Genomic DNA, 20,674 nt, shown 5'->3' with positions numbered 1-20,674 from the left:
GCCCTCGACCGCCGCCTGATCCGACCCCCTGGAGGCCTGCCGTGCGCCGCGTGCTGATCGCCCTGTCCGTCGAGTTCGGCGTCGGGCTGGTCGCCTTCGTCGTCGCGATCGCGATGGTCGTGTCGGCCCTCACGGCGCCGCGCGACGAGGACGTGGTGGCCGTCACGTCGACGCCGGTGCCGGCCTGCCCCGAGGTCGACCCGGTCATGGTGGGCGACATCGAGGTGCCGGCCGGCCCGGTCGCGGGCTACTGCCAGGACCGCCTGGTCAACGCGGCCTACATCATGCTGGCGGCCCGGGCGCAGGGCATCGGCGAGCACACCCAGGCGATCGGCGTGATGACTGCGATGGGCGAGTCGAGCCTGCGCAACATCGACCACGGCGACGCCGTCGGACCCGACAGCCGCGGGCTCTTCCAGCAGCGCGACAACGGGCAGTGGGGCACCTACGAGCAGCGCATGGACCCGTACACGGCGGCCACCAGCTTCTTCACGAAGCTCGTCTCCATCCCGGGCTGGAAGGACCTCACGCCGACCCAGGCGGCCCATGCCGTCCAGGTCAACGCCGACCCCGACCACTACACGAAGTGGTTCGCCGACGCCGAGGTGGTCGTGGCGACGCTGTCGGGTTGAGCCGCGCCTCCCGCGGTCGCGACCGTGTCGACGCCCGGGTCGGGAGCGGGTCCGGCTGCGGGGTGGCTACTTCGCGGGGCGACCGATGCTGCGGCGGTCGCGCCAGGCACCCGTCGACCAGAGCGACAGCAGGACGAGCAGCGGCTGGAAGACGAGGCGGAACGCCCGCTTTCCGTCGGTGTCGAGGCCGAAGGCGTCGCTGTGCGTCACGAGCTGCGAGATGTTGCCGGGGAAGATCGCGGTGAAGAACGCCGCGGCCACCCAGCCGACCGTCACGCGGTGCTTGGGCGCGACCACCAGGGCCGCACCGATGCCGATCTCGACGACGCCCGACGCGAGCACGACGAAGTCGTCGTCGAGGGGCAACCACTCGGGCACCTGGGCCTGGAAGGGCTCGCGTGCGAAGGTCAGGTGGCTCGTGCCGGCGAAGACCAGGGCACCACCCAGGGCGACGCGGCCCAGGGTGCGGGCGAGGGACGTGGGGCGGGGGCGGGGGCGCTTCGACATCGGTCCAGTCTGCACCTGCCCGCACCCCGCAGGAGGCGCGGTGTCCGTCATGCGCACCGCCCGCGTCGCGGGGTCACCGGCCGGCCGGGTCACCAGCCCATGGTGCCCGGGGCCCCCTTGAACGGGCCGACGAGGGCCGCCGTGATCCACCCGCCGTAGAAGTCGCCCTCCTGAGCCCGGACGACCTCGCCGTCGACCTCGCACGAGTCCATCGCGCCCGGGTAGAGGGCGACGTGGTCGACGAGCGACTCGTAGCCGGGCCACGGCTCGGCGTAGAACCAGCCCGACCGACGGGCCACGACTCCCCCGCCGGTGACGTCGACGTAGCCGGCCTGGCCCTTGAACTCGCACAGGCTGCGGCCCTCGGCGCGTGACAGGGACCCCGGCGCGAAGTCGGACCGTGGCAGGTAGTACACCGGCGGGTGACTCGTCTCGAGCACGCGGATCGCGGCCGTGGTGTCGGCCACCACGACGCCGCCGAGACGGACGACGACGCGCTCGTGCCGGGGCTCGACGCGCGGCGGGCGCGGATAGTCCCAGACGGACTCCTGACCGGGGCCGGGCTCGACGCGGACGGGGTGGGCGGGGCGTGACGGGCGGCGGAAGGCGGGCATGGCCCCATGATGCGCCTCTCGGTACCGTCGAGGGACGGACCTCGACGGTGACCTCCGCGCCGTCGCCGACCTCCCCCGTCAGGGCCCGGCGATGAGCGTGACGAGGACGAACGCGAGGAAGACCTGCAGGAATCCGCCCAGACCGGACGCCACGGACCAGAGGACCCTCCCCTGGTCGCCGAGTCGACGGTCCCTGGACGCCGTGACCGCCCCCGCGAGGCCGAGAGCCGGAGGCACGAGCAGGAGGAAGACGACGAGCCGGGCACCGCCCCCGACGTCCGGGTTCGGGACGAGCTCGAACGAGACCAGGGCGAGAACCACCGCGCCGACCGTGAGGAGGACGATCGTGGTCACCGGCACGTGTCGTCGTCGTGACCGCATGTCATCGCCTCCGCTCCTTCGGACCGACGCCACTCAGGGACAGATCGGTCGAGGTATCCTCAAACGTGCGCACACGTCATCTTGTCGCCTCCTCGGCCCTTCTCCTCGCCGTCAGCGCAGCCGTGGCGGGGTGCGCCTCATCGTCGGGAATCGAACAGCAGTGGGGTGACGGCAAGGGATACGTCTCAGCCGACCAGCTCGTGACCGAGGTCGCCCCGGAGGACCGCGGCGATCCGATCGAGTTCGAGTCCGCGCTCAGCGACGGCACGAAGATCACCGCGGCCGACTACCGGGGCGAGGTCGCCGTTCTCAACTTCTGGTTCGCCGCGTGCGGCCCGTGTCGTGGGGAGGCGACCGATCTCCAAGCGGTGAGCGAGGACGTGGCCGACGAAGCCGCCTTCTTGGGCGTCAATGTCAAGGACCAGCCCGACACCGCCGACGCTTTCACCCGACGATTCGGCGTCACCTACCCCACCGCCATCGACGCGAACACCGGTGCCGTGCAACTCGCGTTCGCCGGCCGAACGGCCCCCAATGCGACCCCGGCGACGTTCGTCCTCGACCCCGAGGGACGAGTGAGCGCTCGAGTCCTGGGGGCGGTCGAGCCCTCGATCCTCCGAGCACTCGTCGAGACAGCGGCTGAGACGCCCCAGTGAGCCCCGGGGCGCCTTCCCTCCGGTGACCGCGAGTCGATCTCCTCGTCCGGCCGGTTCGCGGATCCGCACCTCGTCGTACGCTACGTCCGACCGCGAAGCGCGGAGGACCGAACGATGAGGGTCGAGGGGGACGGATGGTGAACGTCACGGTGGAAGTGGACGTCTCGGAGCACTTGTGCTGCGGCGACGCCATCGAACGCGGCGAACGGGTCGACCTGACATGTGCGAGCCGGCAGGACTCCGACGGTCGCGTGCGCGTGCTCGCGAGCCATCACGTTTCCCGCATCGAGACCACGGTCCGAGGGCGCGTCGTCGACATCATCTCCGTGGCCGAGGACGGATCGACTCGGCCCGTCCTCCGCGTCCCCAACGGCCGAGCGCTGCGTGGCTTGGACGAAGACGACGACGGACACCTCGAAGCACCCTGGACCGGCGAGACCATTCGAGACCGAGGCCGGACGTTCGTCGTGACCGTGCAACGGTGAACGACGGCACGCCCGTCCTCCCTGCCGGCGGTGGATTTGCGCGTTCGTGCCGATGGTCGAACGGCCACCGGGTGGTGCCGCACGTCGGCCGCTCCCTCGGAACCAGGCTGACCTGGCCGTCCCGATCGGTCAGTCCGAAACGCATCTCTGCGGGAGCGACCACGTGCCGACCGCGATCGACGACGTGATCATCGGGATCGTCGACGGAGGCTTCCTGTACGCCGATGGCAAGGACGGGAAGCTGACCGACGCTGACAGGGCACCTCGCCGGATGACGTGCGGGTCAGGTCCGGATGTCAGCTCTGTGGTTCTCGATAGCTCGACGAAGAGCCACGCGGGCGCGCGAGTAGCGACTCCGAACGGTGCCGGGTCTCTTGTCGAGGATGGTCGCCACTTCGGCAAGGGAGAAGCCCTCCCAGTGCACGAGGCGGATGATCTCCTGATCGAGATGGCTCAGCTCGAGCAACAGGGCACGGAGTTCGTCGCCATCGTCCGCAGGCTGAGCAACGGGGCCGCGCACTTCGATCTCTCGCCGGAGACGGTCGGCGAGGGCAGCACGACGGGCTCCGGCGCGCCGGTACGTGGAGAGGACCCGGCGAGCGATGCCGAACATCCACAAGCGGGCCGCGAGGGGCTCACCGGGCAGCTGATCGACGCGGCGCCAGGCGACCAGCTGCGTCTCGCCGAGCAGGTCGGCTGCGTCCTCGGCCGCGATCACGCGGCGCAGGAAGTAACCGAGCAGGTCTCTGGACGTCGCCTCGATCACCGCCGTCACGCGTGCCCGCCTGTCTTCGGCCTGGCTCGTCGAGGCGGCGCTAGGTCCGACGGTCACTCGGCGACCCCGCACGTCAAGGACACGCCGCCGTACCGGGCAGAGTTCACGAGCTGAGGCTCGAGTGTCGATCGGATGCCTGCGTCGAGGGTGTTCACGACACGTCGGCTGAGGTCGATCTCGCCGCGGCGACTCTGCACCAGGGCTGCGAGTCGAGATTCGAGCACCGACCAGTCGCTGCCCGCGACAGCCTCTTCCACGCGGTCCTGGGCCGCCGTCCCCTCTGAGAGGTCGAAGCGAAGGTCGGCCAGGCACCTGGTCGGCGCGCTGTCACCGTCGTCGATGAACGGGTCCCCGGGGAGAGCGAAGGCGATCGTGGTGCGAGCTTGGTAGTCCGGCTGCAGACTCTCGACGAGGGCGCCGCCCCCGAGGAGCAGTGATCCTCCCAGGACCACCGCGAGCACGGGCCATCCCCGTCGACGGAACGCTGTCGTCGGTCGTGGCACCTTCCTCGCCTCGATGCGCGCAGCTGCACTCATCGGTCCGATGAGGGCCAGCAGGTCAGGATCGTTCTCGGCAGTCGCCGGGCGGCTCCTGCTCAGCATCTCGTCCAGGTTCGCGTTCGTCATCAGGGGGCCACCGTTCATGAAGTGAGTCGTCTGCACATGACATGGCCGGCTACCTCCGAAGCGTTGCATCTCGGGGTCATGACATGTGCACACGAGGGCTGGCGTGAGGCGGCACGGGCAGAACGCCCCAGCCGAACGGTCACATCCTCGGGCGTTGCCCTGTCGGGCGCCGTCCTCGACCGGGACGGCCGAGGACGGTAGGACTACCGTGGCGCCATGCTCACCGAGCGACAACTCCTCACCACGCAGGTCGTTCTCGTCCTCGCCCTCGTCGTCATCGTGATCTCGATCGCAACTCAGTCTTCCGGGCTCCTTCTCGGAAGCGTGGTTGCGGCCGTCGGCGCCATCACGATGCTGGTCCTGAACGCGATCGACGAGCGACGCCGCCTGTAGCGCGGGAGCGCTGAGGATCGACGACCGTTCGCCTCGCCGGATCGGGCGACAGACAGTCGAACGGGCGACACCAGGGAGCTCGGCACTTTCGCTGGTGGTGTGAGCGGCGGACGAACGCTCGGCAGACGAACACTGCGCCACCCGTCCCACCTGCGTAGGCTTTCTCACCATGAAGCTCGCCGAAGCCCTCCTGCAGCGATCGGACGCCCAGCGTCGGGTCGACCAGCTGCGCGACCGCGTCACCGCGAACGCGCGCTACCAAGAGGGCGAGGAGCCCACCGAGGACGCCGCCGCGCTGCTCGCACAGGCCGTCGAGACCCTGGCCACGCTCGAGTCGCTCGTCGTGCGCATCAACCTCACCAACGCCCGCACCACCCTGCCGGGCGGGGACACGATGACCGAGGCTCTGGCCCGCCGCGAGACCCTGCGCGGCACCCACGCCCTGCTCGTCACCGCCTCCGACGCCGCCCGCGGCGCCTCGGGCGGCTACCGACAGCTGCGCAGTGAACTACGGATGTTCTCGGCCCTGCCGGTCGCCGAGCTGCGCGACCGCGCCGACGTCGTCGCCCGCGAACTGCGCGAGCTCGACGTCGAGATCCAGAAGACCAACTGGGAGGCCGAGCTGCAGAACTGACCCGCGCGGTGAGTCGGTAGACGTCACCGGGGCGAGCACGAGCCGAGGCCGGCGGTCGATCCGGTCACTGCAGGCGCGGAGGGCAGCGCCACGACTCACGTCGTCACCACTCAGCCCCGCACCGTTCACCGGTTACCGCGCACCCTGCACTGATCACCACCGTGTGCTGACCGGAGACGTCGAGGGCGGGATCGGGGACCTCACCGCACCTCCTCGGGCCGTCGTGACGAGCACGCTCGCCCGTCACGCCGGGTCGGTCGGCGGGCACGACGCTCGGTAGGCTCGTCGGGTGACCGATCAGGCAGCCCGTGGGGCGTTCATCGTGTTCGAGGGCATCGACGGGTCGGGCAAGTCGACGCAAGCGCGGCTGCTGGCCGCCCGCCTCGGCGACGCGGGCGTGCCCGTGCACCAGACGGCCGAGCCGACGAACGGCCCCGTGGGCACGCTCATCCGCAACGGCTTCAACCGTCGCGTCGACCTCGACGACCGCGTCATCGCGTCGCTGTTCGTCGCCGACCGGCTCGACCACATCACCAACGCCCACGACGGCATGCTCGGCATCGTCGAGCGCGGCACGACCGTGATCTGCGACCGGTACCACCTCTCGTCGCAGGCGTACCAGGCGTCCGACGTGGGCGGCGACTGGATCGCCTCGTCGAACTCGATCAGCACCGGCCTCATGCTGCCCGACCTGACGATCTACCTCGACGTCTCGCCCGAGGTGGCGCTCGTGCGCCTCGCCAGCGGCCGGACGACCACCGACCGGTTCGAGGTCGACGAGCGCCTCCGGGCCGCCCGCGCGCGGTACGCCGAGGCGATCGAGCGCGCCGACGAGGTCGTCGTCACCCTCGACGCCGACCGCTCGGCCGACGAGCTGGCCGACGCCGTCTGGCGCGAGGCGTCGAGCCGGCTCGACCTCGGGTCGCTTGCTCGCCCTCGGGACTGACACCGCGCCTCCCGGGGACGGCCCGGTGAGGGCTCAGGAGGCGCGGGCCGCGTCGACGACGGACGGCCCGCCGGCTGCTCCCCCGCCCTCGTCGCGGGTGATCTCGGCCCAGACCTCGTCGAGCGACAGGCCGACCACGGTGGCGATCGCCGCGATGGTCGAGAACGCCGGCGTCGCCACGCGGCCGGTCTCGATCTTGCGGAGGGTCTCGGGCGACAGCCCGGCGTCGAGGGCGACCTGCAACATCGGCCGGGGCCCGCGCGCGCCCCGCAACAACACCCCGAGGCGGCGACCGCGGTCGATCTCGGCAGGGGTGAGCGGCAGACGGACCATGGCCCGAGCGTAGTGCGCCGAGGCGCCTCGTGGGATACCTTTACCGGGATGATCTTCGGCACGAGAACGGCGGCACACCCATGATCGAGATCCTGAACGAGTCGGAGGTCGAGCGGGCCCGGGCGACCGGCGCGCTCGTCGGCACCATCTTGCAGACGCTCCGCGACCGGGTGACCGTCGGCACGAACCTGCTCGACGTCGACTCGTGGACGAAGACGATGATCGACGAGGCCGGCGCCGTCTCGTGCTACGTCGACTACGCGCCCTCGTTCGGGCGCGGCCCCTTCGGGCACTACGTCTGCACCGCCGTGAACGACGCCGTCCTGCACGGGCTGCCGCACGACCGCCGCCTCGTCGACGGCGACCTGCTGACGCTCGACCTCGCCGTCGTGCTCGACGGTGTCGCGGCCGACTCGGCGGTGAGCTTCGTCGTGGGTGACTCGCGCCCGCCGGAGAGCGTCCGCCTGATCGAGACGACCGAGCGGGCCCTCGAGGCCGGCATCGCGGCCGCCGGGCCCGGGGCGCGCATCGGCGACCTCTCGCACGCGATCGGCAGCGTGCTGTCGGAAGCGGGCTACCCGATCAACGTCGAGTTCGGCGGCCACGGCATCGGCTCGACCATGCACCAGGACCCGCACGTCTCGAACACCGGACGCCCCGGCCGCGGCTACCGGCTGCGACCCGGCCTGCTGCTGGCCCTCGAGCCGTGGGTCATGACCGACACCGACCAGCTGGTCACCGACGCCGACGGGTGGACCCTGCGCAGCGTGACCGGCTGCCGCACCGCGCACAGCGAGCACACGATCGCCATCACGGACGACGGCGCCGAAGTGCTGACGCGACGACCGACCCGCTGACCCGACGACCGCGACTCGGACGTCAGACCCGGGCGACCGGCGGGTCGGCGACCGGCTGGTCGGCGACCGGCTGGTCGGCGACCGGCTGGTCGGCGACCGGCTGCCCCTGGCCCGTCAGCCGGAGGAAGCCGCTGAGCAGGCCGAGCCCCGCGATCGAGGTGGGCAGCCCCGTCGCGAGCAACGGCGAGTGCACCAGGAACGCCGCCCACTTCGCCCGTGACAGCGCCACGTTGAGCCGGTTGGGCATCAGCAGGAAGTCCAGGCCGCGCGGGATGTCCGCCGCACTCGACGCGGCCAGCGACACCACGGCCACAACCGCCTCTTGCCCCTGGAACAGGTCGACGGTGCCGACGGGGGTCGCGTCGAACCCGGCCGCGTCGAGGTGGTCGCGCAGGACCGCCCCGTGGGCGTTGTAGGGCGCGACGACGATCACGTCGGCCGGGGTGAGCGACCTCGTGCCGTCGCCGTCGGACCACTCGAGGCCGACCACCGAACGCACGATCTCGACCACCGCTCGGGCCTCTTCGACCGACGAGGTGGTGTTGCCGACGTGCGTCACGGGCTCGACGTGCAGCCCGGGCGCGAGGCCGTCGAGTCGGCGGTCGTTCGCGTGGGCGGTCAGCGCGCCGCCGTACGACAGCTCGCTGACCGGGGCGCACAACGCCGGGTGCATGCGCCACGTGGTGGCGAGGAAGTAGCCGTGCTCGGCCGGCAGCACGTCGTGGCCGTCCGCCAGCCAGCCGAGGGCCGACTCGTCGACCGGCTCGGGGTGGCTGCCCTGGCTGACCTGCGGCAGCTGCTGCGGGTCGCCGAGCAACAGCAGGCGGGTCGCCGCGACCGAGGCGGCGACGGTCGAGGCGAGCGAGAACTGCCCGGCCTCGTCGACGACCAGCAGGTCGAGGGAGGCGCGCGCCACCTTGTCGGCGTTCGCGAACCCCCAGGCGGTCGCCCCGAACACGGCCCCGACGGCCTGCCCGCCGCCGTCGGCGCCGGCACCGCCCGCCCCGCCGTCGGCCTCGGCCAGGAAGGCGGCCTCGCCGCCGGACTTCACGGCTCGCCACGGCTGCTCATCGGCCTGCTCGACGGTCGTGCCGGACTTCGGCACCTTGCCGACCCGCTCGGGGTCGACCCCCGCCGAGATCGCCGCCCGCAGCACGTTCTCGACGACCGCGTGCGACTGCCCGACGACGCCGACCCGCCAGCCGTGCTCCCGCACCAGCCGGGCGATGACCCGCGAGCCGACGTAGGTCTTGCCCGTGCCGGGCGGGCCCTGCACGGCCAGGTAGGACCGGTCGAGGTCGAGCAGGGTCTCGACGACGGCCGAGACGGTGTCGTGCCCGACCACGGGCGCGGGCCGGCCGCCCGACCGGAGGCGCGGGGGCTGCCGCCGCAGCAGGTCGAACGCCGGGTCGGCCAGCATCTCGGGCAGGGCGTCGAGCACCCGCCCGCCCCATTCGGCGATCGCCTCGGGCTGCGGGGTGGCCCGGGGAGGCGCGGCGGGCGTCAGCGCGACCGGGAACGCGTCGTGCCGGTCGTCGTCGCCCGAGACGCGCTCGAGCAGCACGACCTCGTGCCGGTCGCCGTTCGGGCCGGCCTCGACGACGGTCGACCCGACGGCACCACGGAGCCCCGGGCCGAGCGAGGCGACCCCGGACGGCACGGGGGCGTCGTAGACGGCGTACGGCGCGCCTCCTTCGGCGAGGCGGCTGCCGGGGGCCAGCCGTCCGCGCAACCGCACCTCGCGACTGAGCTTGCGGGCCCGGGGCAGCTTCTGCCACTCGCGCTCGACCGAGGCCGTCTCGACGACGAACACGTCGCGGGTGTCGGCCCAGTCGTCGACCGGGTTGCGCAGGCGGTCGAAGTGCTCTTGCCAGAACGTCTTGGCCTCGCGGCGGTGGTAGTCGATGGCCGACGCCGCGAGGGCGATCGCGGTCTCGTCGGCGGTGCGGTCGAGCGGGTCGACGTCGGCCACGTGCGCCGCGAGGCCGACGGCGACCGGGTTCGGTTCGCGCGGCACCCGGGCCAGCTCGAGCGGGTCGGGCGCGGTCGGCCCGTCGGACTCGTCGGCGAGCGAGCCGTGGCTCTCGGCGAGGTCGAGCAGCCAGTCGCGCAACCGCAGGGTCGACCGGCAGTCGTACTCGTTGTAGTCGCGGACCTCGTCGAGCATCCGGTCGCCGCGCGCGGGGTCGCCCGTGGTGCGCTCGGCGATCGCGTCGACGTACATCGTGATGCTGGCGGCGGCCGTCGTGACGTCGCTCTGCCGCAGGTCGTCACCCATGTAGAGCGGCTCGAGCTTCTTGAGCGAGTAGCTGCGCGAGCCGACCAGCAGCGCCTGACGCACCACCGGGTAGAGATCGACGAGCACGCCGTCGCGCAGCAGGTCGTCGACCACGTCTTCGCCGACGCCGTGCCGGGCGGCGAGCGAGAGCAGGTGGCTGCGCTCGTACGAGGCGTAGTGGTACACGTGCAGGTCGGGGAAGCGTCGACGACGCTCGGCGAGGTAGTCGAGGAAGTCGACCAGCGCCTGCCGCTCGCCCGCGAAGTCGTGGCCCCAGAAGGCACGGAAGGTGCCGTCGGCCTCGACCAGCCCGAAGAGGTAGTCGAGCCCCCAGGCCCGCCCGTCGCCCTCGGTGTAGAGCGGGTCGCCCTCGAAGTCGAAGAAGACGTCGCCGGAGTCGGGGCGTGGGAGGGTGCGGAGCGCCGCGGCGTCGACGACCTCGACCGCCGGTGGACCCGACGGGTCGCGCTCGGTCGCGAGCTGCACCCTGGCCTGGCCCCTCAGTCGCGTCAGGGCCGTCGCACCGATGCCGGCGACCGGGCCGGTCGACCCCGCCAACTCGTCGATCGTGCCGACGCCGGCCAGGTGCAGCCGTTGTCGCTGCTCGCCCCGCAGGCCGGCCACGAGCACGAGGTCTCGGTGCTCGTCGACCTGCGCCTGGCACGCCGCACAGCGCCCGCAGGCCGTGACGCCCGGGTCGCCCCAGGCCAGCGGCCCGTCGGCGGCGAGCCGGTCGTCGAGGGCGGCGCGCAACCGGTCGCGTTGGACGCGATAGACGGGCAGCACGTCGGCGACGTCGTGCACGCTCTCGCTGCCGTCGCCGAGCACGAGCCGGACGGTGTCGGCCGAGGGCAGCCCGAGCGCCCGGATCTGGTCGGTGTAGGCCGCCACCTGCAGCAGTGCGGGGATCTTGGCGTGCCGGGCCAGCTTGGTGTCGTAGACCTCGTACGTGCCGGCGTCGGTGCGCACCACGAAGTCGCTGAAGCCGATGAACGATCCGTCGAAGAACGTCGCCTGGAACAGGACGTCGGCCCCGGAGGCCATCGCGAGCCGCGCCTCCTCGGCGGCCGCCGCGTAGCCCGAGGGCGCCGGGCGCTCGAACTCGACCACTTCGCGGGTCGCACGAAGCGCCTCGAGGTACCGCAGCTCGTGCGCGTCGCCGAGCCGGGCGGTGCGGTCGAGCATGTCGTCGGAGGCGTCGGCGACGGCCTCGACCCGGCCGAGCTTCGCGTCGAGCCGCCGCAGGAACGACCACTCGCAGGCGGCCCAGGTCGTCAGGTCGGACGGGCTGGTGACCACCCGGTCGTCGTCGAGGTACACGCGGACTCCTTCTGTCGTGGCACGGCCTGGACGTACGCCACGAGCCTAGGAGGCGCCACCGACACCCCGGGACGCCCCACCCGGGCGAGCCGGACGGCGTCACACGGACGGCGGGCGTGTTCGGCGGCCCCGGGCCGTCGGGGACGCCCGCCTCCGACGAACCCGCCCGGGAACGGCACCGACGACGTCGGTCAGCCGGCGGACGAGCCGGGGGCGGTGCGCAGGTGCAGCCGCTCGCCCTGTCGGCCGAACAGGCTGAGCACCTCGACCGCGTCGTCGTCGGCCCGGCCGAACCAGTGCGGCGTGCGCGTGTTGAACTCGGCCGCCTCGCCCGCGGGCAGCACGAGGTCGAGGTCGCCGAGCACGAGCCGCACCCTCCCCCGCAGCACGTAGAGCCAGTCGTAGCCCTCGTGGGTGCGCAGCACGGGCTCGCTGCGCGGCGAGTCGGCCGGGATCACCATCTTGAACGCCTGGATCGCCCCGCCCCCGCGCGAGAGCGGCACGACGGTCATGCCGTGCTGCTGCCGCGGTTTGAGGTGCACGCGAGGGTCACCGGTCTCGGGCGCGCCGACCAGGTCGTCGAGCGGCACCCCGTGCTCGCGGGCGAGCGGCAGCAACTGTTCGAGCGTCGGCCGTCGCTGACCCGACTCGAGCCGCGAGAGGGTGCTGACCGAGATGCCGGTGCGCTCTCCCAGCTCGGCCAGGGTCACGCCGCGACGCGCCCGCAGGGCCCGGAGGCGCGGGCCGACCGCCGCCAGGACGTCGTCGGTGCTCGTGGTGTCGCCGCGAAGGGCGTCGGTCGGTTCGGTCATGACGGACATCTTGCCACTTCAGCAAACGAGCTTGCCAGTCTGACGACGGAGGTCGCAGGATCGTCACAGGAGGTCACACCATGACGAACCAGAACACCCACCCGACCGACGAGGCTCACGACGTCGTCGTGATCGGCGGCGGCGCCGCGGGCCTGAGCGGTGCCCTGAGCCTCGCCCGAGCCCGCCGCGACGTCCTCGTCGTCGACGACGACCGGCCCCGCAACGCGCCCGCCGACGGGGTCCACGCGTTCCTCACCCGAGACGGCGTCGCACCGCGCGAGCTCACGCGGCTCGGCCGGGGCGAGGTCGAGGGCTACGGAGGCGCGGTCACCTCGGGCACCGTGACCGGCGTCCGACGCGACGACCACGCCGATCACCCCTTCGTCGTCACCGTCACCGGCGTGGACGGTGCCGTGTCCGAGGTGCGCGCCCGGCGCCTCCTGGTCACCAGCGGCCTGGTCGACGAGCTGCCCGCCGTCGACGGGCTCGCCGAGCGCTGGGGCCGCGACGTCGTGCACTGCCCCTACTGCCACGGGTGGGAGGTGCAGGACCGCGTCATCGGCGTGCTCGCCACGAGCCCCTTCGCGATGCACCAGGCCCTGCTCTTCGGGCAGTGGAGCCGCGACATCGTGCTGTTCACGAACGGGTCGTTCACGCCCGACGACGAACAGGCCGAGCAGTTGCGCGCCCGGGGCGTCACGGTGGTCGACGGACCGGTGGCCGGACTGCAGGTCGACGACGACGCCCTGACCGGCGTGACGCTCGTCGACGGGCGGACCGTCGCCGTCGGCGCCCTGGCCGTGATGGCTCGCGTGCGGTCGCGAGCCGACTTCGTGGCCGACCTGGGCCTCGAGGCGACCGAGCACCCGGCCGGCGTCGGCACCCACCTCGCCACGGTCGAACCGCTCACCGGTCGGTCGGCCGTGCCCGGCGTCTGGCTCGCCGGCAACGTCACCGAGCCGATGGCACAGGTCGTCGCGGCCGCCGCCGCGGGCACGATGGCGGGCGCGGCGATCAACATGGACCTCGTCACGGCCGAGGTCGCGGCGGCCGTCGCCGCTCGGCGCGCGGACGCCGGCACGGACGAGCACGCCGACGAGCACACCGACGAGAGGATCGACGCATGAACCAGTCCGAGCAGCAGCACGAGCACGCGCCCGAACACGACGGCGCGCCCGCCCACCCCGTCTTCGACCGCGCCTACTGGGAGGACCGCTACGGTGCGCCCGGTCGGGCCTGGAGCGGTAGACCCAACGCCGCACTCGTCGCGGAGACCTCGGCGCTGACCCCGGGACACGCCCTCGACGTGGGCAGCGGCGAGGGCGGCGACGCCCTCTGGCTGGCCTCGCGGGGCTGGCGGGTCACCGGTGTCGACATCTCGCAGAACGCCCTCGACAAGGCGGCCGCCTCGGCCCGCGAGCGGGACGGCGTCGACCCCGAGCAGCTCTCGTGGCAACAGGCGGACCTCACGTCGTGGAGCCCGACCCGCGCCTCCTTCGACCTGGTCACGGCGCACTTCATGCACCTGCCGCTGGCCGACCGTCAACGGCTCTTCCCGGCGCTGGCCGAGGGCGTGGCACCGGGCGGCACGCTGCTGATCGTCGGGCACGACGCCGACGCCCTGCCGGGCGGGGCCGGCCGACACGGCGACCCGGGCATGCTGTTCACCGTCGACGAGGTGGTCGGCAGGCTCGACCCGGGCACGTGGCAGGTCGACGTCGCCGAGGTGCGACCGCGCGACATGACGGGGCCGGACGGTGACGTCTGGCACGTCGCCGACGTGGTCGTGCGCGCCACGCGTCGCGCCGTCTGAGCGAGCGACCGCCCCGGCAGCACACCGGGGCGGCGGCACGCAGGACGCCGGCACACAGGACGGGCGGGTCCGGCCGCACCGGGCGTCGTGAGACGCCCGGTCGACGCGGACCCGCCCGTCCTCGGCGGCGGCGGCCTGCTACAGCGCGCTGATCTTCAGGCGCAGCTGGTGGGCGCCCGGCCGCAGCACGTGCCGCGACGCCACGTCCGGACCGCACGCCCGCGACCCCACGCCGTGCTGCGCGGCGTCGAGGTAGAGGTAGGTGCGCTCGCTCACGGGCAGCTCGTGCGGGTGCTCGGCGACGCCGATCTGCTGGGCCGTGTGGCGGCTCAGCGTGAAGCCCGGACGTTCGCCCGTCGCGCTCGGCACCGCCTCGACGCGCAGCCACGGCCGGTCGGCGGACCCGAGGTCGAGCGTCCGCAGGTCACTGCGGTGCCCCGTCTCCTGCGGGCGGGCGTACCCGGCCGACAGCTCGTCGACGCCGGACTCGTAGCGTCCGACGAACGCCGAGTGACGGCTGTCGGGGTACGACTCGCGCGGCCCCGTGCCGAACCACGACGCGTGGTCGACGTCGCCCGCCAGGTCGAAGCGCACGCCGACGCGGGGCCAGACCATGTCCCACCAGCCGGTCGGCACGATGTCGATCGACAACCAGAGGTCGTCGCCGACCAGCTGCCAGCGTTCGTCGGTCGTCACGGCGTTGCGCGTGTCGGCCGCGGCGTAGCGGGTGCGGACGTGCACCGAGCCGGGCGCGACGCTCACCGACTCGACGCGGGCGGTCAGCCGGTCGAGCCCGGCGAGCAGCCAGGTGTCCTGCGAGCTGGGCAGCACGCCGACCTCGTACAGGTCGACGCGGTGCCGGTTGCGCATGACGTCACGGTCGCGGTCCTTGGGCGTCAGCCACTCGCCACGGTCGTTGTCGGTCGGCGCGCGCCACAGCTCGAGGCGGGCGCCGTCGACCGGACGTCCGGCCAGCGACACGAGTCGTCCGTCGTCGAAGACGGCCGGACCCAGTTCGACCCGCCCCGAGGAGGCGCGGGTCGCGTGGCCGCGCCCGTCGCCCACGACCGCGGGGCGGGGCGTCGCGACCTGCACCGGTGCCGGCGTGAGGTCGAGCTGCTGGGTCGAGATCACGTGGCCCGCGTCCGCCCACACCGTGGCGTCGGCGAGCTCGGCGGTGACCGTCAGCCAGGTCTCGCCGGTGCCCGACAGGGGCACCTCGGGCAGCGAGACGAAGACCGTCTCGTGGGCGACGAGGGCGCCCCCGTCGAGGCCGACCACGTCGAGGGTGCCCGAGCGCGCCTCCTCGCCGTCGTGGGACGCGACCCACCGGAAGACGACGTCGGAGGCGTCGGCCGAGTGCCGCAGGTTCGCCACGACGAGCACCGGCGCACCGTCGACCGTCGGGGTCTCGAAGCGCAGGCGGATGGGCGCCACGACCTGGGCCCACTCGAACAGGCCCGGCGACGGGGTGTCGTCGCTCAGCACCATGCCGTCCATGACGAAGTTGCCGTCGTGGACGACCTCGCCGAAGTCGCCGCCGTAGCCGAAGTACTCGACGCCGTCGGCCGTGTGCGTGCGGAGGCCGTGGTCGCGCCACTCCCAGACGAAGCCGCCGTGGAGGCGCGGGTAGGCGTCCACGAGGTCTTCGTAGTCGTCGATCGCACCGGGGCCGTTGCCCATCGCGTGGACGTACTCGCAGAGCACGAACGGCTTCGACCGCTGACGGGCGGCCTCGGCCGGGGTGCAGCCGAGCAGCGTGAACGACTCGTCGCCCGAGCCGATGGCCCGGGTCTCGTCGATCCACGAGTACATGCGCGAGTACACGTCGGTGTAGGCGCCCGTGTAGTCGCCCTCGTAGTGGACCGGTCGGCCGCCGTCGCGGGCGTGCGTCCACGCGGCCATCGCGGCGAGGTTGTGGCCGGTGCCCGACTCGTTGCCGAGCGACCACATCACGATGCTCGGGTGGTTCTTGTCGCGCTCGACGGTGCGGACCATGCGGTCGACGTACGCGTCGTGCCAGGCCGGGTCGTCGCTCGGGTTGCCGATCCACTCCTGGCGCTCGAAGGCGTGGGTCTCGAGGTCGCACTCGAGGACGACCCAGAAGCCCAGCTCGTCGGCGAGGTCGAGGAGGCGCGGGTGCGGCGGGTAGTGCGAGGTGCGGATCGCGTTCACGTTGAACCGCTTCATCTGGGCGAGGTCGCGGCGCGACCACTCCTCGTCGAAGACGCGTCCGCGGTCGGGGTGGGTCTCGTGGCGGTTGACGCCGTGGAACACCACGCGTCGGCCGTTGACCTCGAACTGGTCGCCGACGATGCGGACGGTGCGGAAGCCCAGGCGCAGCGAGATCGTCTCGGCACCCTCGGCGCTCGAGACGGTGGCGTCGTAGAGGCGCGGCGTCTCGGCGCTCCACGGCTCGACCTCGTCGAGCTCGACGGGGGCGACGTCGGCCGGGGTGGCCCAGGTGACCTCGACGCCGAGCTCGGGCACCGAGAGGGTGACCGGGTAGGCGGCGTCGGCCGCGGTGACCTCGGGGACGATCGCCGCGCCTCCTCGGGCCTGGCCGGCCGTGCCGTGGAACGGCGTCCGCAGCCAGACGTCGTCGAGGCCGCCGACCGGGCGGGCCTGCAGCGTGACGCTGCGGAAGATGCCGGGCAGCCACCACTGGTCCTGGTCCTCGACGTAGCTCGACGCCGACCACTGGTGCACGCGCACCGCGACGACGTTGGTACCGGGGCGCAGGGCGTCGGTGACGTCGAACTCCTGAGCGAGGCGGCTGCCGACGCCCATGCCGACCTCGACGCCGTTCAGCCACACGACGTAGCGGGACTCGACGCCGTCGAAGCGCAACAGCACGCGCTCGGCACCGTCGAAGGACGACGGCAGCTCGAAGGTGCGGCGGTGGTCGCCGGTCGGGTTCGCGTCGGGCACGAACGGCGGCTCGGTCGGGAACGGGAACTGCACGTTGGTGTAGATCGGGGCACCGCGCGAGCCGTCGCCGCCGAGCACCCAGTGCGACGGCACCTCGATGTCGCCCCAGGACGAGTCGTCGAGGTCGATCGCGCCGACGCCGTCGACGGGCTCGCCCTCGGGCAGGACGCCGCGGCCGCCGAGGGTGCCGGGGGCGCCGGGCAGCAGGCGGAACGACCAGGTGCCGTCGAGCGAGAGCGTCGGGGCGTCGGTGTGCAGCCAGGAACGCGCGGGGGTGCGCGCGCCCTGACCCGGGCCGGTGTCGGTGAGGTAGTCGGCGGAGACGACGGACGGGGTGGGGCCGGTGGTGGAGCTGATGGTCACTTGACGCTTCCTTCGGTGAGGCCGCCGCGCCAGAAGCGCTGGAGGACGACCATGGCGATGACCAGCGGGATGATCGACAGCAGCACGCCGCCGGTCGTCAGCTGGTAGAACTCGGGCAGTCGGTCGGTCTGGCTGAGCCAGTTGTTGAGGCCGAGCGTGACGGGGAACTTGTCGACGTCGCTCAGCATGACCAGGGGCAGGAAGTAGTTGTTCCAGATGCCCACGAGCTGGAACAGGAACACCGTGACGAGCGCCGGGGTGAGGATGCGCAGCCCCAGGGTGTGGAAGATGCGCAGCTCGCTGGCGCCGTCGAGGCGGGCGGCCTCCATGAGCGACGTGTCGACCGTGGCCTGGGCGTAGATGCGGCAGAGGAACAGCCCGAACGGCGACACGAGCGACGGCAGCAGGACGCTCCAGTAGGTGTTGGCGATGCCCATCTGGCTGAACAGCAGGAAGAGCGGCAGGGCCGTCGCGGTGCCGGGCACGAGCACGCCGCCGAGGATCGTGCCGAAGACGACGTTGCGCCCGCGGAACTCGTACTTGGCGAGGGCGTAGCCGCCGGCCGCGGCGAAGTACGTCGCGATCAGGGCGCCGACGCCGGCGTACAGCACCGAGTTGAGCACCCAGCGGACGAAGATGCCGTCGCCGTAGGTGAGCACCTGGCCGAGGTTGTCCCAGAGGGAGAAGGTCGGCGCGAACCAGAAGCCGAACGTGCCGAACAGGTCGGGGGTCGTCTTGGTCGCCGCGACGACGACCCAGTAGACCGGCACCAGGAAGTACAGCGCGACGACGACCAGGACGGCCGTGACGATGATGGTGGACGCCTTCGAGCGTCCGGCGGACCGGTCGGGGCCGGCGCTGCGGGCACGGCGGCTCGCGGGCTTGTCGGCCCCTCGCCCCCGCCCCTGGGCGGTCACGATGGACTCGGTCTCGGTGGCGTGCTCGGCACCCTTCGTCGAGATGCTCATTTCTGCTTCCTGTTCGTGATGCTGAGGAACGTGATCGACAGCGCGAACGCGACGAGGGCGATCAGGACCGACTGGGCGGCCGCGACGTTGTAGTCGTTGTAGGCGAAGGCCGTGGTGTACGCGCTGAGGTTCGGCGTGTACTGGCTGTCGATGGCCGGCGAGACGCGTTGCAGCACCTGGGCCTCGGCGAACAGCTGCAGCGTGCCGATGATCGAGAAGACCGCGGTGAGCAGAAGGGCCGGGCGGATCAGCGGCAACTGGATGCTGAACGCGACGCGCAGCGCCGAAGCGCCGTCGACCTTGGCGGCCTCGTACAGCTCGACCGGGATCGACTTGAGCTGGGCGATGATGATCAGCATGTTGTAGCCGGTGTAGCTCCAGGTCACGATGTTCGCGATCGACCAGAGCACGGTGTTCGCGCCGAGGAAGTCGGGCGTGACGCCGAAGACCTCGCCGATGTCGATGATCGGGCTGAGACCGGGCACGTACAGGAACGACCAGAGGATGGTGGCGATGACGCCGGGCACGCCGTACGGCAGGAAGTACGCGGCGCGGAACACGCCCGGCCACTTGGCCGACGCGGACTCGAGCAGCAGCGCGAGCACGGTGCAGAGGATCAGCATGACCGGCACCTGCACGATGCCGAACAGGAACATGCGACCGATCGAGGCGACGAAGTTCGGGTCGCCGATCACCTGGGCGTAGTTGTCGAAGCCGGCGAACCCGCTGGTCACGCCGCCCTCGCCGAACAGGCCGCTGCGGGTCACCTTGGTGAAGCTCGAGAAGACGGCGATGACGATCGGGATCACGAAGGTCAACGCGAAGAGCGCCAGGAACGGCGCGAGCAGCACCCACGGCGCCCGCTTGACGGCGCCCTTCGAGCTGCTGCGACGGGGGCCAGAGGAGGCGCGGGTCGAGTCGGTCGCGGACTCGGGCCGCGTGTCGGTCGCGGCGCTCATGCGTTCGCCTTGCGGATGGTGAGGCCCTTGTTCTGGAAGACGGCCATGATGTCCTTCTCGGCCTGCGCGACGGCGTCGACGAGCGTGCCGCCCGACGCCTTGCCGCGGAACCCGTCGCTCAAGATGTTGAAGGACTGCTGCGTGATCGGCCACCAGCTCCAGTCCTGGTTCTGGGCGGACTCCTGCGTGGCGGGCACGAAGACCTCCTGGTTGTAGTTCTGGCCGCTGAAGAACGGGCTCGGCTGCTCACGGAGCGTTCCGACGACGTCGCGGGCCGGCGACCAGCCGATGCCGCAGTACTCGATGAGGGCGTTGATGCCCTCGGGGGTGGTGGTCATCCAGACCGCGAAGTCGAGTGCCTCTTGCGGGTGCTGGCTGTTCGCCAGGATCGCGGCGGTCGAGCCGCCGAGGAAGCTCGAGGCGTAGCCGGTCTGCCACGTCGGCATCGGGGCGCACTTCCACTTGCCCTCAGCACCGCTGACGCCCTCGATCAGGGCGTCGCCCCACGAGCCGGTCGTGACCGAGGCGATGGTGCCGGCGCTGGCGGCCGAGAACCAGGCCGGCGTGTAGGCGCCGTACGCGGTCGTCACGATGCCGTCGTCGATGGCCTTGTCGAAGAAGCGGGCCACGGTGAGCGTGGCCTCGTCGGTCATGTCGATGACCCAGCCGTCGTCCTCGGCACGCAGCCACGAGGCGCCGGCCTGGGTGGCGTAGGCGGCGAAGAGCGAGGCGTCGGCGAGCGGGAACGAGTCCATCAGGACGCCGGCCCCCTTGAGCTCGGCGCCGACGGCGGCCCACTCGTCCCATGTGCCGGGAACGGCCGCACCGACGGTGTCGAAGACGGCGGGCTGGTAGAACATGCCCATCGGGCCGCTGTCCTGGGGGATGGCGTAGATGCCGTCGGTGTAGCTGACCTGGTTCCAGAGGGTGGGGTCGTAGAGGTCGGCGTACTGCTCGGCGCCGTAGCGCTTGAGGTCGACGACGCCGTTCGCGAGCAGGAACTCGGGCAGCGACCGCAGCTCGACCTGGGCGATGTCGGGGCCCGCGCCCGCGGCGAGCGCCGAGTAGAGCTTCTGGTACCCGCCGGCGTTGCCGCCGGGGATGAACACGGTCTCGACCTGGACGCGAGACTGGCTCTTGTTGTAGAGCGCCGTGACCTGGTCGAGGCCTTTCAGCCAGGCCCAGTACTGCAGCTTGACGGGGCCGTCGGCGGCCGGGATGGTCGGCAGGGCGTTCACCGAGGTCGTCCCGGGCGTGGCGCAGCCGGCGAGCATCGCGGTGGCGCCGGCGGTCACCCCCAGGCCGAGCAACTGGCGTCGGGACATCGGGCTCATTGTTTCTCTCACTTCGTCGTGGGGCCGTGGCGAGAGCGACGCTAACACAAATTCGAG

Annotated in this window: 21 protein-coding genes; 9 read left to right on the top strand and 12 right to left on the bottom strand. The window is 72.1% G+C overall.

Annotated elements, in window-relative coordinates; genetic code table 11:
• Positions 1-50: 50 nt before the first annotated feature.
• Positions 51-632, top strand: a complete 582-nt coding sequence (locus ABID81_RS10195) for a hypothetical protein (RefSeq protein ID WP_354594689.1) — start codon at positions 51-53, stop codon at positions 630-632.
• 66 nt (positions 633-698) lie between these two features.
• On the opposite strand, the gene ABID81_RS10190 is transcribed toward ABID81_RS10195, so the two are convergent.
• The 3 genes from ABID81_RS10190 to ABID81_RS10180 form a co-directional block, all read right to left on the bottom strand.
• Positions 699-1,139: a DoxX family protein gene (locus ABID81_RS10190; RefSeq protein WP_354594688.1), complete on the bottom strand. Its 441-nt coding sequence runs from the start codon at positions 1,137-1,139 to the stop codon at positions 699-701.
• A gap of 89 nt (positions 1,140-1,228) precedes the next feature.
• On the bottom strand, positions 1,229-1,753 hold the full coding sequence (locus ABID81_RS10185) for a DUF427 domain-containing protein (protein ID WP_354594687.1): 525 nt from the start codon (positions 1,751-1,753) through the stop codon (positions 1,229-1,231).
• Between the two features lie 78 nt (positions 1,754-1,831).
• Positions 1,832-2,107 carry a hypothetical protein gene (locus ABID81_RS10180; RefSeq protein ID WP_354594686.1) on the bottom strand — a complete coding sequence of 92 codons (276 nt, stop codon included), beginning with the start codon at positions 2,105-2,107 and terminating at the stop codon, positions 1,832-1,834.
• Positions 2,108-2,124: 17 nt separating this feature from the next.
• Between ABID81_RS10180 and ABID81_RS10175 the strand changes: the two genes are divergently transcribed.
• Positions 2,125-2,790, top strand: coding sequence for a TlpA family protein disulfide reductase (locus ABID81_RS10175; protein ID WP_354594685.1), 666 nt, complete (start codon positions 2,125-2,127; stop codon positions 2,788-2,790).
• A gap of 134 nt (positions 2,791-2,924) precedes the next feature.
• Entirely contained in the window at positions 2,925-3,275 is a 351-nt protein-coding gene (locus ABID81_RS10170; RefSeq protein ID WP_354594684.1) for a hypothetical protein, read from the top strand.
• A 283-nt stretch (positions 3,276-3,558) separates the two neighbouring features.
• Here the strand turns inward: ABID81_RS10170 and ABID81_RS10165 are convergent, their stop codons facing one another.
• Positions 3,559-4,050: an RNA polymerase sigma factor gene (locus ABID81_RS10165; RefSeq protein WP_354594683.1), complete on the bottom strand. Its 492-nt coding sequence runs from the start codon at positions 4,048-4,050 to the stop codon at positions 3,559-3,561.
• 53 nt (positions 4,051-4,103) lie between these two features.
• Complete coding sequence (locus ABID81_RS10160) at positions 4,104-4,676, bottom strand: hypothetical protein (protein ID WP_354594682.1); 573 nt, start codon at positions 4,674-4,676, stop codon at positions 4,104-4,106.
• A 216-nt stretch (positions 4,677-4,892) separates the two neighbouring features.
• Between ABID81_RS10160 and ABID81_RS10155 the strand changes: the two genes are divergently transcribed.
• The 3 genes from ABID81_RS10155 to tmk all read left to right on the top strand — a co-directional run bounded on the left by ABID81_RS10155 (position 4,893) and on the right by tmk (position 6,649).
• On the top strand, positions 4,893-5,069 hold the full coding sequence (locus ABID81_RS10155) for a hypothetical protein (RefSeq protein WP_354594681.1): 177 nt from the start codon (positions 4,893-4,895) through the stop codon (positions 5,067-5,069).
• Positions 5,070-5,238: 169 nt separating this feature from the next.
• Positions 5,239-5,703 (top strand): DIP1984 family protein, encoded by a 465-nt coding sequence (locus ABID81_RS10150; RefSeq protein ID WP_354594680.1) that lies wholly within the window; start codon positions 5,239-5,241, stop codon positions 5,701-5,703.
• 289 nt (positions 5,704-5,992) lie between these two features.
• Positions 5,993-6,649, top strand: a complete 657-nt coding sequence (gene tmk / locus ABID81_RS10145; RefSeq protein WP_354594679.1) for a dTMP kinase — start codon at positions 5,993-5,995, stop codon at positions 6,647-6,649.
• A gap of 33 nt (positions 6,650-6,682) precedes the next feature.
• Here the strand turns inward: tmk and ABID81_RS10140 are convergent, their stop codons facing one another.
• Positions 6,683-6,982, bottom strand: coding sequence for a helix-turn-helix transcriptional regulator (locus ABID81_RS10140; RefSeq protein WP_354594678.1), 300 nt, complete (start codon positions 6,980-6,982; stop codon positions 6,683-6,685).
• Positions 6,983-7,062: 80 nt separating this feature from the next.
• Between ABID81_RS10140 and map the strand changes: the two genes are divergently transcribed.
• Positions 7,063-7,839, top strand: a complete 777-nt coding sequence (gene map, locus ABID81_RS10135; protein ID WP_354594677.1) for a type I methionyl aminopeptidase — start codon at positions 7,063-7,065, stop codon at positions 7,837-7,839.
• Positions 7,840-7,861: 22 nt separating this feature from the next.
• Here the strand turns inward: map and ABID81_RS10130 are convergent, their stop codons facing one another.
• Both ABID81_RS10130 and ABID81_RS10125 read right to left on the bottom strand, forming a co-directional pair.
• Positions 7,862-11,437, bottom strand: a complete 3,576-nt coding sequence (locus tag ABID81_RS10130; protein ID WP_354594676.1) for a TM0106 family RecB-like putative nuclease — start codon at positions 11,435-11,437, stop codon at positions 7,862-7,864.
• Positions 11,438-11,628: 191 nt separating this feature from the next.
• Positions 11,629-12,249: a helix-turn-helix domain-containing protein gene (locus tag ABID81_RS10125; RefSeq protein ID WP_354594675.1), complete on the bottom strand. Its 621-nt coding sequence runs from the start codon at positions 12,247-12,249 to the stop codon at positions 11,629-11,631.
• A gap of 80 nt (positions 12,250-12,329) precedes the next feature.
• Between ABID81_RS10125 and ABID81_RS10120 the strand changes: the two genes are divergently transcribed.
• Positions 12,330-13,376 carry an FAD-dependent oxidoreductase gene (locus tag ABID81_RS10120; RefSeq protein ID WP_354594674.1) on the top strand — a complete coding sequence of 349 codons (1,047 nt, stop codon included), beginning with the start codon at positions 12,330-12,332 and terminating at the stop codon, positions 13,374-13,376.
• Positions 13,373-14,062 (top strand): class I SAM-dependent methyltransferase, encoded by a 690-nt coding sequence (locus ABID81_RS10115; protein WP_354594673.1) that lies wholly within the window; start codon positions 13,373-13,375, stop codon positions 14,060-14,062. The genes ABID81_RS10120 and ABID81_RS10115 overlap by 4 nt, the downstream gene beginning before the upstream one ends.
• A gap of 138 nt (positions 14,063-14,200) precedes the next feature.
• Here the strand turns inward: ABID81_RS10115 and ABID81_RS10110 are convergent, their stop codons facing one another.
• From ABID81_RS10110 to ABID81_RS10095, 4 genes are read right to left on the bottom strand one after another with little or no spacing between them, the layout of a single operon-like run.
• On the bottom strand, positions 14,201-17,356 hold the full coding sequence (locus tag ABID81_RS10110; RefSeq protein WP_354594672.1) for a glycoside hydrolase family 2 TIM barrel-domain containing protein: 3,156 nt from the start codon (positions 17,354-17,356) through the stop codon (positions 14,201-14,203).
• Positions 17,353-18,324, bottom strand: a complete 972-nt coding sequence (locus ABID81_RS10105) for a carbohydrate ABC transporter permease (protein WP_354594671.1) — start codon at positions 18,322-18,324, stop codon at positions 17,353-17,355. The genes ABID81_RS10110 and ABID81_RS10105 overlap by 4 nt, the downstream gene beginning before the upstream one ends.
• Positions 18,321-19,283 (bottom strand): carbohydrate ABC transporter permease, encoded by a 963-nt coding sequence (locus tag ABID81_RS10100; protein ID WP_354594670.1) that lies wholly within the window; start codon positions 19,281-19,283, stop codon positions 18,321-18,323. Before ABID81_RS10100 ends, ABID81_RS10105 begins: the two co-directional genes overlap by 4 nt.
• Positions 19,280-20,617, bottom strand: coding sequence for an extracellular solute-binding protein (locus ABID81_RS10095; RefSeq protein WP_354594669.1), 1,338 nt, complete (start codon positions 20,615-20,617; stop codon positions 19,280-19,282). Before ABID81_RS10095 ends, ABID81_RS10100 begins: the two co-directional genes overlap by 4 nt.
• Positions 20,618-20,674 lie beyond the last annotated feature (57 nt).

This window comes from Frigoribacterium sp. PvP054, from assembly GCF_040547465.1.
Lineage (GTDB): Bacteria > Actinomycetota > Actinomycetes > Actinomycetales > Microbacteriaceae > Frigoribacterium.
The sequence above is the reverse complement of the archived record's forward strand: the minus strand, read 5'-3'. Positions and strand labels throughout refer to the sequence as shown.

Coding starts and splice junctions, on each gene's coding strand:
- ABID81_RS10190 (WP_354594688.1), bottom strand. CDS start 1,139: ATGTCGAAGCGCCCCCGCCCCCGCCCCACGTCCCTCGCCCGCACCCTG.
- ABID81_RS10185 (WP_354594687.1), bottom strand. CDS start 1,753: ATGCCCGCCTTCCGCCGCCCGTCACGCCCCGCCCACCCCGTCCGCGTC.
- ABID81_RS10170 (WP_354594684.1), top strand. CDS start 2,925: ATGGTGAACGTCACGGTGGAAGTGGACGTCTCGGAGCACTTGTGCTGC.
- ABID81_RS10160 (WP_354594682.1), bottom strand. CDS start 4,676: ATGACGAACGCGAACCTGGACGAGATGCTGAGCAGGAGCCGCCCGGCG.
- ABID81_RS10155 (WP_354594681.1), top strand. CDS start 4,893: ATGCTCACCGAGCGACAACTCCTCACCACGCAGGTCGTTCTCGTCCTC.
- ABID81_RS10150 (WP_354594680.1), top strand. CDS start 5,239: ATGAAGCTCGCCGAAGCCCTCCTGCAGCGATCGGACGCCCAGCGTCGG.
- ABID81_RS10140 (WP_354594678.1), bottom strand. CDS start 6,982: ATGGTCCGTCTGCCGCTCACCCCTGCCGAGATCGACCGCGGTCGCCGC.
- map (WP_354594677.1), top strand. CDS start 7,063: ATGATCGAGATCCTGAACGAGTCGGAGGTCGAGCGGGCCCGGGCGACC.
- ABID81_RS10125 (WP_354594675.1), bottom strand. CDS start 12,249: ATGACCGAACCGACCGACGCCCTTCGCGGCGACACCACGAGCACCGAC.
- ABID81_RS10120 (WP_354594674.1), top strand. CDS start 12,330: ATGACGAACCAGAACACCCACCCGACCGACGAGGCTCACGACGTCGTC.
- ABID81_RS10115 (WP_354594673.1), top strand. CDS start 13,373: ATGAACCAGTCCGAGCAGCAGCACGAGCACGCGCCCGAACACGACGGC.
- ABID81_RS10105 (WP_354594671.1), bottom strand. CDS start 18,324: ATGAGCATCTCGACGAAGGGTGCCGAGCACGCCACCGAGACCGAGTCC.
- ABID81_RS10100 (WP_354594670.1), bottom strand. CDS start 19,283: ATGAGCGCCGCGACCGACACGCGGCCCGAGTCCGCGACCGACTCGACC.
- ABID81_RS10095 (WP_354594669.1), bottom strand. CDS start 20,617: ATGAGCCCGATGTCCCGACGCCAGTTGCTCGGCCTGGGGGTGACCGCC.